The sequence below is a fragment of the Methanolobus sp. genome (assembly GCF_016278385.1).
Taxonomy (GTDB): domain Archaea; phylum Halobacteriota; class Methanosarcinia; order Methanosarcinales; family Methanosarcinaceae; genus Methanolobus.
Map to the genome: position 1 here is coordinate 1 of NZ_JADQBY010000015.1, position 13,740 is coordinate 13,740.

Below are 13,740 nucleotides of genomic sequence, written 5' to 3' on the forward strand. Positions count from 1 at the left end.
CCAGCTCCGGGTATATCAATTGGATTGCAGGTCTGGGATTTATTCTGATGCTTGGGCTCATCGTCACAAGGAGAAAAAGGGATGAAGGAGGGCTTTAAGACTTCCATTCATCTTACAAATTCATGAACTTGCCAAAAAGTTAAATCGGAGACAGAAATAGAACTATTAAAGAGGGTAAGCATTGGACTGCTCGTTGCGCTCTCTTCCTGAGCGTTGAATTTTTTTGTAGTTGTTTTTTTGGTTCTAACTGATATGCTGATGCAAGAATGAGGATAAACTACAAGATGAATCACATGATTATGTGTGTGCAGTTATAAGGATATTCTGAACACTCTTTTTTGGTAATGCTTTGTGATAATAATAGTAGTTATAGTCGAACGATGATTTCAATAAGTTTACTCCACAGAACCACAAAATAGAAAAATAGAAGCACTTCTCTTTCATAAAGTGCAGTCATTTTCAGTATTGGACAGGTCACTGTCCTCATTTATTATGATCTTATTCCGTAGTCTTTCCGTCGAATTCCTCGTCATTGGCTTCGGCTTCTTCCTTTGTGGCACGCACGATTCCATCCTTGTGATGCGCCGGTGAATAGATTGTATAGAGCTTCAGTTCCTCAGTTTCCGAAGTGTTGATTATGTTGTGCTGCGCACCTGCTGGCACTACTACTGCAACTCCATCACTGAGTTCATACTCATTGCCGTCAATTATGCACTTTCCATGCCCATTCTCAAAACGGAAAAACTGGTCATTTTCTTCATGTACTTCCATCCCGATCTCTTCCATGGGCTTGAGGCTCATAAGTACCAGTTGGCTGTGCTTTGAAGTGTAGAGAACTTTACGGAAATTGTCATTTTCCAAAGTAGCATCTTCGATATTGATTGAAAATCCTTTCATACTAATTAAATTGGAATTGATTGCATATAAAGTCATTCTCATTAATACTTGCTTAATATTAAATAATTAAACTATATATTAATACTAAAATAAGCAATGTATAGTTAATTTATTTTTATATTTTATCATGATCATAGGAACTATTTTGGTTTAATAGGCTGAGTTTGGAAACTCTGTAAATATTGATTTAAATATGTATTTTATATAACTAAGAAGATACCATAGTAAAAAATGCATATAAGTTTCAAGTCCGTTCTAAGTTTTAGAAGAGGCTAAATAATGCTAAATGCTAGTAGAATATGAGGAGCAAAAATACATGATGAGCCCAAGGAAAATACTGACTGTTCTTTTAATATGCGTTTTAGCCGCAGCCTCTCTTTTTGTATCCGGCTGTGCTGAAAACGGGACTGATGGTGGGGATGCTAATGATAGTGAAATAGAATCTGAAATCATCTCTATAGACGATATAGCTGAAGTAAATTGGGAGTGGTCAGGACTTTTTGAAAATGAAACTGCGAACCAATCAAACATCATTTATTCGGAAAGATACACTATTTCCTTTGCCAAGGATGGGGTATATTCCATAAAAGCCGATTGCAACAGTGGTAGCGGAAGTTACATTTTGGAAGGAAATGATCTCACTATAGAACCAGGAGTAATTACACTTATGTACTGTGGTTCCGATTCACTGGATAGCCAGTATCTTTCGCTATTAGCCAGCGTGACAACAGTCTCAATGGACAATGATCAACTTGTTTTTGGAATAGGGGAGAATGGCGAGAGAATGGTTTTTGTTAAGGAAAAGTAGTCGAGCAGTTAAACATTTGTATTGGCTATCTTTTTTTCTACTATTTTTACTCGAAGCTTTCATCATCCTCTTCATATTCGTTGTTATTAATATCCAATCCTATTCTTAATGTCCTTAACCAAATTTTAGGTATTGTCTGCCTGTTCTATATACGTTAACTCCATATAGGTGGTGTGGGAAATAGCTCTCAAAGGTGCTGCTTTAGACCTATATATTAGGAAATTTAGGGATATTTGTCATGGATGCAGCATTAATGGGATGTAAAATTTTCGGATCATAATTTGGAAGTCACCGAAATGAGGATATAAATGGCAGCAATTGAAACTCAGGAAAGATTAGGACGAAGTCTGGGCTTTTTCTCGACTTTTGCAATTGGTACTGGTACAATGATAGGGGCGGGAATATTCATCCTGCCGGGTGTAGCTATGGCAAATGCCGGTCCAGGAGCAATAATTTCATTCATGCTAGGCGGGATTATTGCAATTGCTACCGCTATTAGCATGTCAGAGCTTGCAACAGGAATGCCTTCTGCAGGTGGAAGCTATTATTACATTAGCCGGACAATGGGTGCAGTTTTTGGTGCAATTATCGGGCTTGGTTCATGGCTTGCATTGATTTTCAAAGGCTCATTTGCTCTTGTCGGGCTGGCGGCGTATTTTCAGATATATTATCAGTCCCCTCCATATCTAATTGCAGTTGCTGCAGGATTAATTCTACTTGTGATCAATTATCGTGGTGCAAAGGTCAGTGGCTCACTTCAAAATATTATTGTCGCGATGTTATTAGTGGTCCTTGTAGTATTCATATTTGAAGTAATGTTCAGCGCAAAACCAGGCAATTTCGTGCCTGTAGTACCTTATGGCCCGGTCTCTGTCCTGACAACAACCGGAATAATATTTATTTCATATCTTGGACTTGCAGAGATTTCCACCGTTGCAGAGGAAGTAAAGAATCCATCCCGAAACCTGCCACTTGCTTTTATTGCTTCAGCAGTGACAGTTACTCTGTTCTACGTCGGCATAATGGCAGCAGTTGTGGGAGGCTCAATCCCTGGCCAGGCTACATCTATGTTTACTCCACTTGCAGATATAGCCGGTCTGATAGCAGGAGACGTTGGCAGGATTGTTATTGTAGTAGGTGCACTGTTTGCCACGCTTTCCACAGCCAATGGAGCAATACTGTCATCTTCAAGATTTCCTTTTGCCATGAGCAGGGATGCATTAATGCCAAAATGGTTTATAACAATCCACAAGAGTTTCAAAACACCATCCAATGCAATACTGGCGACATCTATCGTTATGATTTTGCTCTTGTTCCTGTTCGACATTGAACAGCTTGCAAGGCTTGGAGGTGCTTTCAATGTCATTATCTTTGTTTTGCTTAATCTTGCTGTTATAATCCTCAGAAAGCGGACTTTACCTGGCTATGCGCCTACTTTCCGTGATCCGTTCTTTCCATTTACCCAGATCGTGGGTATTGTTGGAAGTCTGATGTTGCTACCATTTCTCGGTATTATGCCATTGTTTTTTGTATTAGTGATGGCTTTTGTTGGTGTTGGATGGTTCAGATACTATGGAAGGGGTAAAGCCATTCCAGAGTATAATTTATTCGATCTGCTGGAAGACACGGTTGAACAAAAGAAGGTAAAGCCAGAATCAATTGTTAAGGTTTTAGTGCCCATCTCCAATCCCTGGCATGAACAGGATCTTCTCAAACTTGCGGATTGTCTTGGGAGTGAGATAATTGGCCTTCATGTGATAAAGGTACCAGACCAGACAAGTTTGCAGGTGGCCCAAACCTCATATCATGATAAATGTATGGAGATAGATCACCATTTCAAAAAGGAGTTTGACAGATATCCTGCGATCGTTGGCCAGAAAAGAAATTATATTGTTGCATTTGACCATGACATTGCAAACTCAATAATAGAACAGGCAGAAATGGAGAACGTAGATACTATTATTATGGGATGGCATGAATCAGGCAAATTTCAGTATTCACTTGGGGAAGTTGCAAGCTCTGTCTTTGCTTCATCTAAAAAACAGATATTGCTCTTAAAAGACCATCTTCCGGATAAAATCAACCGGATACTTGTTGCCTATAATGGAAAAGAGAACTCAATATATGGATTTTATATTGCAAGAAAACTTGCTGCCAATACCGGGGCTAAAATAGTGGTACTAACAGTGATCAGCCCTGATGAGGAAGAGGAAAAGAAAAAGGAAATAGCTGCAGATGTTACCGAGTTGGTTGTGAAAGATGACATAATAAAGGTTGAATTCCGGATATTGGAAAAATATTCCGTAGAGGATGCCATATTGGATGCAGCTGTTGATAGTGATGTGACGATAATTGGAGATTCCAGCCGGAGATTCAAGATAGCCATGCTGGGGACCATGTCGCAAAGAATCGCCAAGCATTCCAAAAAACCGGTCCTTATCATTAAAAAACCTAGGCCGATATCAAAGGAAAGCCTGAATAATCTGATGAAAAAAATGGGCCGGTAGAATACCTACCTCCTATTTTATCTTAGTATGTTAATATATTGATAGTCCCTATACCTAACTTTCCCTTAACATAAATTTAAAGCAAATGACTTATCAGCTTCAGTGTTCCCTTATACTAATCTTCATGTTCTTAAATATACTAGATTTATCATGGTATCTAGAATATGACAAAGATGCTCATGAGGGAGTACTTCTGAAGATACCGATAGCTGCTTACAGGAAATAGAGGGAGGGGGACATTTGTAAGATTATCCAGATTGTCGTAAAGAGTTAATAAGCGTCCTTAAAATGCAGAGTTATTATGGGAAGTTTGAATATGAGGCCTTGCGCTCAGATGGTAGGCACATATGGCTATTAATCAATGCGAGAATAAGCAATGAATTAGAGGGAGATACATTTACAATCGATGATTTCGCCCCTGATCTCATCGTGTGCAAAAACGCAGAAAAGCAGATGTTGTTTGCAAGGACTGTTATTGAGAATGCAAATTACTTTAAGAATAAGTTTTTGTTTATCTGCCTCATCACTATTTTCGTCATCTCTTTATACTCAAACGTCGCAACTATTCATGTATAAGGGGGATTAGTTTGCAAAGAATCGTTCCACACTTGTGGTTTGACAAAGAAGCCAGCGAAGCTGCAAAGCTCTACACATCTCTTTTCAGTAACTCAAATATCAAGGACACAACAGTCATTCACAACACTCCGTCTGGAGATGCAGAAATAGTCACCATTGAGCTTGCAGGTCAGGAGTTCATGCTTCTTTCAGGAGGTCCTTTTTTCAAATTCAATCCAACCATATCGTTCCTCATTGCCTGTGACACAAAGAAAGAGGTAGATATGCTGTGGGAAAAACTATCCGAAGGTGGCACAGCACTTACACCTCTGGATGCATATCCTTTCAGCGAAAAGTATGGATGGGTGCAGGACAGGTACGGTCTTTCGTGGCAGATAATGTACCTTGAAAGCAATGATATGGTGCAAAAATTCACTCCTACGCTTATGTTCACAGGTGAGCAGTCCGGGAACGCAGAAATAGCAATTAATTTTTACTCATCTGTGTTCCATAATGCAAAAGTTGGGGACATCCTACGTTACAGTGCAGGTGAGGGACCCGATAGGAAAGGAACGATAAAGCATGTTGCTTTTACGCTTGAAAGCATGGAATTTGCGGCTATGGATAGTGCACGTGTGCATAATTTTGTTTTCAATGAAGCCATCTCATTTATAGTGTACTGCAATAATCAGGAAGAGATTGATTACTACTGGGGGAAGCTGTCGTCTGTTCCTGAGGCAGAACAATGCGGCTGGCTCAAGGACCAGTTTGGGGTTTCGTGGCAGATAGTTCCCACAGTTATGAACGAGATTATGCAGACTGAAGATTCAGATAAACTGGCACGGGTGACAGAAGCGTTCCTTAAGATGAAGAAGTTTGATATTGAAGACTTGAAAAAAGCATACAACGGACGATGAAGATTAATTAATCCAAACATAGTGACCTAGCTATCTGAGTATTTAAGAGTCGAATCACCATCGATCCATTGAATTCTTTCATTATCTTACCGATTATTTTTTGTTAGAATTCGGGATGCTATGTAGCCATAGACTATGGAGTCCGCGAGGGGTTCAATTGAGTGGTAGGGAGCGACTTCTGTAAGGACGCTTGTCTGTGTAAGACTTGAAAGAAGTGGTATGAATGCACCGGGGATGAAAAGGAGGGCTGCAGCCACTTTGATGTTTAATTTCTTTTGTTTTTTCAGGCTTGCAAAGACGGCTGTCAGAATAATTGCATATATTGCGCCTCTCAGAATCTCAACCGGTATCATGACTGAGAATGAGGGGATTTAAAGGCTATTTTTTGGGTCTGTGTATATCGGAACCACGACGAGGGATACCATAAGGCCAAATGTAAGTATACAGGGAAATAGACAAGAGCTGCAGTTGTAATTCGCAGCGGGTAGTTTTTCATTGTTTTTACGTGGCTGTTTATAGCAGTTTTCAGATCCATGCTGCCATTGGGTTTCAGAAGAATGATTGCCAGGGCACTCTGGATAAGGGTAGTTATTAACGAGATTACAATGGCTGCGACCAGAGTAAAGGTTTCGTTGAATATGTCCATATAAAAGTATGCTTCAATTAGATTATTAAGGTCCCTGACAATGAACAACATGATGCCTGTCAGGATATATGCATCTATTTTTCGCAGGTCAAGGACAGAAATGAACCATACCAAGTAGAATGCGAGTAGAATTGAACTTGCTATCGTTAGCAGATACGTCTCTTTGGCAATGTGGCTTCTGATTAGGACACACAATATGTTGAGATTACAAAAAAAGGAAAATCAAATAATTTCATAAAAAGCATTATATATTGTAGCATCAATATAACTAAAAGATATCTAGAAATGTACTATGTCAGCTGTATAGTTTCGCTAAGTGGTTAGTTGCCATTAATTCATCTTACATTGCCACAGTAAGATGCTGGTAAAGTGATAAAATCCTGGCACAATAGTCAGTTACTGATCATGTATCTAATTTCTGTACCAGGAAGGATTGAAACTCACAAAAATAGTATTATTGATAACTCAGGAAGTAGAGATGTATTTTAATATTTATTCCCTCCCTTTGTTCACATCGTGCTTCATCATTTGTGTTCTTCTGTATTATCTTAAAGACTACAGGACAACTCCCGGTTCAAAATACATTAATTTGCTTCTTTGTTTCATAGCATTTTACTCTTTCTTTTACGCACTTGAAATATCTTCCACCAGTATTGAAATGTTTCTGCTCTTTTACAAGATGGAATATATAGGAGTTTCCTTTATCCCTTTATTCTTCCTGCTGTTTGCAATGGGCTATAGTGGGAAAAAAAACTGGTTGCCTATTCCTTTGCTAGCTCTTTTTACAGGCATTTCCATCACGACAATTCTATTTGTCTTCACAACAGAATATCACGTATTGTATCACAGATCCTATTACATAAATTATGATGGCATCTTCCCGGTATTCGGCTACGATCCTGGTATGTGGTACTGGATACATTTTTCATATGCTAATCTCTGTATCATTCTTGGCCTCAGTTTATTGCTCGGCATGTTGCAGGGAACTCTGCCGGTTTTCCGAAAACAGATCAGCATTGTAATAATTGGTTCTTTGATGCCATTTCTGACCCTTCTTATTCATCTGAGTGGAATGGATCCGTGGGGTATTGATCCAGCTCCTTTTTCCCTCACGTTGAGTGCAATCATCATCTTTATAGGATTTACACGATACAAATTATTCAATCTAACTCCTCTGGCCCGAGGTCTGCTTTTTGAGAATCATCCTGACAGCGTTATAGTTTTTGATAAGGAACAGAGGATAGTGGATTATAATAATTCTGCTATGAAAAGCAGGTACATCGGAGCCAGGAATATAGGAATGCATGTATCGGAATTACCTGAGCCCTGGTGTACAGTTTTAAAAAGAAAACCAGATAAAAGCACCAGAAGCAGTATTGATGTTAGGGAAACAATCGAAAGGTTGGATTTCTGGTTCAATATTACATTCCTGCCATTGCACGACAAGCGCGGGAACACAATGGGACAGATGGTGATTATAAGTAATATAACTGAACGCAAGAATGCAGAGGCAGATCTCCGTGAAACAACTGTAAAAGCCAATTATCTGGCAGCTAAGGCAGAAACGGCAAATATTGCCGAAAGTTCTTTTCTTGCTAACATGAGTCATGAATTGCGTACACCACTTAATTCGATAATTGGTTTTTCAGACATCCTTCTTGAAAAGAATATAGGAGCACTTAATGAAAAGCAAACCCGGTATTTGAGTAATGTGTCTAACAGTGGGAAGCATCTTCTCTGTGTTATAAATGACATACTTGACATCTCCAAAATAGAAGCAGGAAAAATGGAACTTGTACATGAGAACATCCATCTTCAGAAGACTGTTGATGATGTTTTAACTGCTTGTTTTTCTCTTGCAGCAAGAAAAGATATCGAGCTTATATTGAATATGGATTGTAATATAGAAGTTATCAAAGCTGACAAGCTTCGATTGGAGCAGATATTATACAATCTTCTCAGTAACGCTGTCAAGTTTTCTCCGAACAACAGTAAAGTAACCTTGAATATAACATCAGATGACAAAAAAGTAATATTTGAGATCAACGATGCAGGCGAAGGCATCTCCATAGATGATCAGGAAAAGCTGTTCACAGTCTTTGGTCAGCTTGATGATGCAAATAATAAGAGATATGCAGGAACAGGACTTGGTCTGGCTATTGTAAAAAAACTAGTGGAAATGCACACTGGCACGATTTGGGTTGAGAGCAAAGTTGGAAAAGGATCGACCTTCTCTTTTGAAATACCAACTGAATGACAAGTATTTTTTGAGATTTTCGACAATTTAGATCCAAACACTTTATCATATGATGTACGATACCATATAGCAAAATAAACCTCTGGCCAAATCTGAGATCCGTTTTCCTTTTTGCTTACTCGATTGCGTTCTTTTCAGACAATATTAGCCTGATAAATCAGGCAAATATGGCGATACAATCGAATCTTACAGTACCTATATTGGTCCAGTAACCACATACTTTACAAAACTGTACATTTTCGTTTTCATGCAACTTTGAATTACATTCAGGACAATTCTCTAATTTTTTCATTATTTGTACCCCTTTAAAGCAGAAGGATTCCCTAATCCTGTTGCTATAATTTCAGCATTCATGCCGTATTTTTTACACTCTGGTTAATATGCCAGTCATGTAGCAGACATTTTGTTGACTTTATTGCATTCGATATTTGAATTACCCCCATAGTAATTCCTATATCTTTATTATTTAGAAGGCCAACGTTCTCCACTAACCAACTACAATTTGTCCATAATACTATTTATATCCACCATATGTACTACCATCTGTTAGTACAACAGATACTATAATGTCTATATAATGGTGCATAATTGTTTATTTTTATTTTGATTAAGTAGTCTAATTGTATTACACATCTCACAATTCAGAATAATTTATAAAAACTTAAATACATCTTTGATAATCCTCAAGATTGAGGCACGGTGATATGTGATGAAAACATGTCTTTAGCAAGAACTCGCATACCAACCAAATTTTATTGTGGGGCACGTGTCTTCTTAATCTCTTTATTATATTGTTTTTCCGCAAATTAGATCATTTATCTGTGGTATTATTTTTGATCTATTTGTATCGCAAAAAGTAGAAAGATGAAGAAGGACATTAAGTTCTTCTTTGTTATATTTTATAAAAAATATTTTCTATTATTCATTAGTACAGTTTAAATATTTGGTATGTTCATAATTTAAAGTATAAATGAAAATTATGGACATGCTTCTTTTATATGTCAACATAAATACCCATTATATTGCCAAAGGATTATTCCTGAAATCTTCAGTATAACTAAACCGGGATGAAATTGTAATATGAGTGAGGAACTTTTTTACCAGAATCAGCTCCAGAATCTTGAAGACATCAAAGCCACATACTTCAGTCAGCTTGATGAAATTGAGGTAAAGCGTGCTGAAATTGCTTTAAAGAAAGAACAAATAAAAGCAGATGAATCCTTGGTCATGGAAGAGTATCATAAGATTCGTGATGCAAAAAAACTGATTGCTGTGGAATATGAAAAACTGGTTGTTAAAAACGGTGAGCTTAAACTGGCAAAGAAGGAATATGAGAAAAAAAGAGTTGATTTTTTAAAGCAGGAAACCGAATTAGCAGTTTGGTTGGACAGGTATGAAATAAATCATGATGCACTTCAAAAAAGAAAGTCCGAGCATTACAAAGTTATGCACTCCCAATTAGAAGAAGAATTAGCTCTCAATAAAAGACAAAAAAGGCTTGTAAGGACTAAATCAAGGCTTGATGCAAAAACCAGGGATATTGCTGCTCAGTTGAAAGAAATAGATTCCTGTGGACTGGATATTGAAGTCCAGACTGAAAAGATAGAGCGCAGACGTGAGTACGTTAAGCATCTGCAGCAAACTCACTCTACAAAAGAGGAGGAATTTAAGTCCCGGGAAAAAGAGCTTTCAGAGCTGCAGCTTAAAACCGAAGAAGAGATTGGCAAGCAGGTAACAATCCACAAACAACAGATCAATGTCATTAAAAAGGATGCCAGAATAGAACAGCAACTTGCTTATATCAAAATACTTGAAGATGAGGTTTTTGAACTAAAAGACAAACTGGATAGCAGAAATAAGGAACTAATCCATCTTAAAATATGTTCTAAAATATTTGAACATAATCTCGAACTTTTAGTCAGTTAAATATCTGCCAGATGGGTTTGAGAAATCCATTTATCAGTTTCAAATTTTGAAAGTCAGTTCGAATTCTGATTATTTATAGTAAATGTAAAGGTGCTACCTTTACCCTCTTCACTTTTAAGCCATATTTTCCCGTGGTGCATATCCACAAATTGCTTGACAAGAGCAAGTCCCAGACCGGTTCCACCATATTTTCTTTTATTCGATGCATCAACCTGTGTAAAGGGGCTGAATATGTCTTCCTGCATATCCTCGGGAATTCCAATGCCTGTATCTGAAACAGAAACCTGTATATGATCATCGATCTTTTTAGCAATGATAGAAACTTTTCCTTCATCAGCAGTGAACTTAATGGCATTACTGAGCAAATTTAGCATTATCTGTCGGAATTTCATTTTGTCAGCATAAATATTATCATTTTCAATTTCATTGATAAATTTTAGTTGAATACTTTTCTTTCTTGCGAGTGGGCACATAGATGCTTTAACTTCATCCAACACATCAGAAACCGGAAAATCTTCACATTCAAGTTCCATTTTTCCTGATTCTATTTTAAAGAGGTCAAGAATATCATTTATTATTTCAAGCAGATGTCTCCCACTTTTGTTGATATGATTTACATATCCAAGCTGTTTTTCACTAAGATTACCGGCTAATCCTTCACCCAATATATCTGAGAATCCAATAACAGTAGTAAGTGGAGTTCGTAGTTCATGACTCATATTTGCAAGGAATTCCGATTTAATACGGCTATTCTCTTCTGCCAATATTTTTCCCTTTATCAAAGAGTGCTCTGCTTTTTTCTTTTCAGTTATATCACTTGCAAACACAATGTACCGATTATCCGAAAGTTTTGTAGCATCTCTTCTTACCCAGTTTAGTGTCCCGTCTTTATGCTTAAAAAGTAGTTCCGTCGATGTAAATCCAATATTTTTAAGTTCATCGAAACTCTGCCCTGCTTTAATCAGGGATTCAGGAGAGATGAGATCAATGACGTTCATTCCTGTCAGTTCCTTTTCATCATAACCAGTAAGTTTGCATGCAGTCCTATTAACTTCCAGATAATCTCCATGTTGATCTACAATAAAAACACCATACGGAGCATTTTCGATATAATTTCTGAATTTTCTTTCACTTTCACGCAGGGAATTTTCAGTTTTTTTGCGTTCAGTAATGTCATGGTAATTCAACATTACTCCATTGATAACAGGTTCGTATAAGAGGTTAGAGATTGTATATTCAATCCATTTATAACTACCATCTTTGCAACGATATCTGCTTTCTGAAGTCTGCATTGCTCCTGGTATAGTGAGGAACATGGGGAAAAGTTCCTTTGTATATTCAAGATCATCCGGATGAATGTTATCCCATACTGAATTACCGACAAGTTCCTCCGGCTTCCATCCAAACCATCTTTCTACATTTGGACTTTTGTATCTGTTCATTCCTTTCTCATCGATGATGGCAATAACATCGGTGCTGTTGGTAATCATTGCTCTCTGTTTTGCTTCACTTTCACGCAGAGCATTTTCAGCTTGTTTACGTTCAGTGATATCATGGTAATTCAACAAGAATCCTTTGATTGCAGTTTCTTCCAGTAGGTTAATAACTGTAAATTCAATCCATTTATAGCTGCCATCTTTGCAACGATACCTTGACTCTGCAGTCACTGTGGCACCAGGTCTCTCCATAATTGAGAAAAATACCTTTTGAATATGGTCCAAATCATCAGGATGGATGTTTTCCCATGTGGAAAAACCAACAATCTCTTCAGCTTTCCATCCAAACCATTTCTCGATATTGGGACTTTTGTATCTGTTTATTCCATTCTTATCGATAATAGCAATCACATCTGCAATATTTGCTATCATTGCACTTAGTTTTGCTTCACTTTCCTTAATGGCCTGTTCTGATTTTTTCTGCTCTGTTATATCCCTGAATTCCACAGATCTTATCTGTTTTCCTTTGTATGGAATCTTTTTTCCATGAATTCTTACTGGATATTCTGTTCCATCCTTTCGAAGCCCTACAGATTCAAATGATTCTTCGTAACCTTTCTGCATATTGCTTATTATTTCATCTCTGCATCTTTTGGTCACGAGGAGAAGTCCATTCATCCCTAGTAGTTCCTCAACTGAGTACCCGGATATTTCTGAAAGACCCAAATTGCAGTCAATAATGATACTATCCTTGTGTATGAAAATACCGCCAAAAGATGCTTTGTGAAGTGTTTTGAACCTTTCCTCACTCTCTATTAGAGCTTTCTCGGAGTCTTTCTGTTCTGTTATATCTCTTATTTCAGTTACTCTTAACTGTCGTCCTTTATGAGGTAGGTTTTTTGCTTGTACTCTGATGGGATACTCTGTTCCGTCTTTACGGCGACCAATTGCTTCATATGGTTCTTCGTATTTGGAAGCTAATTTATCCATGATTATGGCTTTTGACTCTTCAGCAACAAGTATGAAGCCGTCTTTTCCGATTAGTTCTTCCTTTGAATAACCACTCATGTTTATCAATCCCTGATTACAGTCAAGGATTATGCTTTTATCATGAATGAGGATTCCACCAAAGGTTGCATTGTGTAATATTTTGAATCTCTCTTCACTTTCTCTGAGTTCATCTTCTGCATTCCTGCGGTTAATCGATTCGCCGATAACGTAAGCAACTATTTCGAGAAGATTCATGTCATCGTCGTGCCATTTGCGAACTTCGCCACAATCATCAAATCCAATAAAACCCCATAAGTCCTTCCCTTTGAAAATTGGAATTATCAGTATCGAAAGAATACCCTGTTCAGCAAGAATAGTTTTTTCCGGACCGTCGAGCTCTTCTATAATATGAGCAAAGTGTTGTTTTGATTTTAAAATAGGCAGTATGGTTGGTGCACCTTCGCTGTATGATAGGTGCTGAAGGTTAGGGTTATCTATCTGTGGTTCAATACCTTCTGAAACAACTTCATATATCTGTGACATGCAAAGACCCAATTCTGGATCATCTTCGTTTTTGAAAATGTAGGACCTGCTATTTTTCACAGTTTCATGTATTATGCTAAGAATCCTGGGCATAATCTCATCCATACTTCCAGGCTCAAGTAATAAACGCATGCACTTTACTGTTGCCAGCTCATAAGCCAATCTTCTTTTGAGTGACTTTTCAATCTCTACCAGATCTTGAGTTTTATCAGAGATAGTCATTTCATCAAGTTTCCTTATTAATACCGGATGCTGGTG

The 13,740-nt window shown here is 37.7% G+C and carries 10 protein-coding genes; 5 read left to right on the forward strand and 5 right to left on the reverse strand.

Going from position 1 to position 13,740, the window contains the following annotated elements; all coding sequences use genetic code 11:
* Window positions 1–498: 498 nt before the first annotated feature.
* Window positions 499–897, reverse strand: a complete 399-nt coding sequence (locus QZZ23_RS07040) for a cupin domain-containing protein (protein ID WP_292468193.1) — start codon at window positions 895–897, stop codon at window positions 499–501.
* 286 nt (window positions 898–1,183) lie between these two features.
* Here QZZ23_RS07040 and QZZ23_RS07045 point away from each other — a divergent pair, with 286 nt between their 5' ends.
* From QZZ23_RS07045 to QZZ23_RS07055, 3 genes are all read left to right on the forward strand, one after another.
* Complete coding sequence (locus QZZ23_RS07045) at window positions 1,184–1,705, forward strand: META domain-containing protein (protein WP_292468196.1); 522 nt, start codon at window positions 1,184–1,186, stop codon at window positions 1,703–1,705.
* 308 nt (window positions 1,706–2,013) lie between these two features.
* Entirely contained in the window at window positions 2,014–4,212 is a 2,199-nt protein-coding gene (locus QZZ23_RS07050; protein WP_292468198.1) for an amino acid permease, read from the forward strand.
* Window positions 4,213–4,799: 587 nt separating this feature from the next.
* Window positions 4,800–5,684 carry a VOC family protein gene (locus tag QZZ23_RS07055; RefSeq protein ID WP_292468201.1) on the forward strand — a complete coding sequence of 295 codons (885 nt, stop codon included), beginning with the start codon at window positions 4,800–4,802 and terminating at the stop codon, window positions 5,682–5,684.
* 86 nt (window positions 5,685–5,770) lie between these two features.
* Here the strand turns inward: QZZ23_RS07055 and QZZ23_RS07060 are convergent, their stop codons facing one another.
* Both QZZ23_RS07060 and QZZ23_RS07065 read right to left on the reverse strand, forming a co-directional pair.
* Window positions 5,771–6,037 carry a hypothetical protein gene (locus QZZ23_RS07060; protein ID WP_292468204.1) on the reverse strand — a complete coding sequence of 89 codons (267 nt, stop codon included), beginning with the start codon at window positions 6,035–6,037 and terminating at the stop codon, window positions 5,771–5,773.
* Complete coding sequence (locus tag QZZ23_RS07065; protein WP_292468206.1) at window positions 6,034–6,525, reverse strand: hypothetical protein; 492 nt, start codon at window positions 6,523–6,525, stop codon at window positions 6,034–6,036. The genes QZZ23_RS07060 and QZZ23_RS07065 overlap by 4 nt, the downstream gene beginning before the upstream one ends.
* Window positions 6,526–6,835: 310 nt before the next feature.
* Between QZZ23_RS07065 and QZZ23_RS07070 the strand changes: the two genes are divergently transcribed.
* Complete coding sequence (locus QZZ23_RS07070) at window positions 6,836–8,587, forward strand: histidine kinase N-terminal 7TM domain-containing protein (RefSeq protein ID WP_292468208.1); 1,752 nt, start codon at window positions 6,836–6,838, stop codon at window positions 8,585–8,587.
* Between the two features lie 157 nt (window positions 8,588–8,744).
* Here QZZ23_RS07070 and QZZ23_RS07075 read toward each other — a convergent pair whose 3' ends face one another.
* Window positions 8,745–8,879, reverse strand: a complete 135-nt coding sequence (locus QZZ23_RS07075; protein ID WP_292468210.1) for a hypothetical protein — start codon at window positions 8,877–8,879, stop codon at window positions 8,745–8,747.
* A 788-nt stretch (window positions 8,880–9,667) separates the two neighbouring features.
* On the opposite strand from QZZ23_RS07075, the gene QZZ23_RS07080 reads away from it, so the two are divergent.
* The gene (locus QZZ23_RS07080; RefSeq protein ID WP_292468214.1) at window positions 9,668–10,513 is read left to right on the forward strand and encodes a hypothetical protein; all 846 of its coding nucleotides are present in this window, start codon (window positions 9,668–9,670) and stop codon (window positions 10,511–10,513) included.
* Window positions 10,514–10,566: 53 nt separating this feature from the next.
* On the opposite strand, the gene QZZ23_RS07085 is transcribed toward QZZ23_RS07080, so the two are convergent.
* Complete coding sequence (locus QZZ23_RS07085; RefSeq protein ID WP_292468217.1) at window positions 10,567–13,704, reverse strand: PAS domain S-box protein; 3,138 nt, start codon at window positions 13,702–13,704, stop codon at window positions 10,567–10,569.
* Between the last annotated feature and the right edge of the window lie 36 nt (window positions 13,705–13,740).

What these genes read in the sequence shown, in the direction of transcription:
- QZZ23_RS07040 (WP_292468193.1), bottom strand. Translation starts at nt 897, where the DNA reads ATGAAAGGATTTTCAATCAATATCGAAGATGCTACTTTGGAAAATGAC.
- QZZ23_RS07045 (WP_292468196.1), top strand. Translation starts at nt 1,184, where the DNA reads ATGCTAGTAGAATATGAGGAGCAAAAATACATGATGAGCCCAAGGAAA.
- QZZ23_RS07050 (WP_292468198.1), top strand. Translation starts at nt 2,014, where the DNA reads ATGGCAGCAATTGAAACTCAGGAAAGATTAGGACGAAGTCTGGGCTTT.
- QZZ23_RS07060 (WP_292468204.1), bottom strand. Translation starts at nt 6,037, where the DNA reads ATGATACCGGTTGAGATTCTGAGAGGCGCAATATATGCAATTATTCTG.
- QZZ23_RS07075 (WP_292468210.1), bottom strand. Translation starts at nt 8,879, where the DNA reads ATGAAAAAATTAGAGAATTGTCCTGAATGTAATTCAAAGTTGCATGAA.
- QZZ23_RS07080 (WP_292468214.1), top strand. Translation starts at nt 9,668, where the DNA reads ATGAGTGAGGAACTTTTTTACCAGAATCAGCTCCAGAATCTTGAAGAC.
- QZZ23_RS07085 (WP_292468217.1), bottom strand. Translation starts at nt 13,704, where the DNA reads ATGACTATCTCTGATAAAACTCAAGATCTGGTAGAGATTGAAAAGTCA.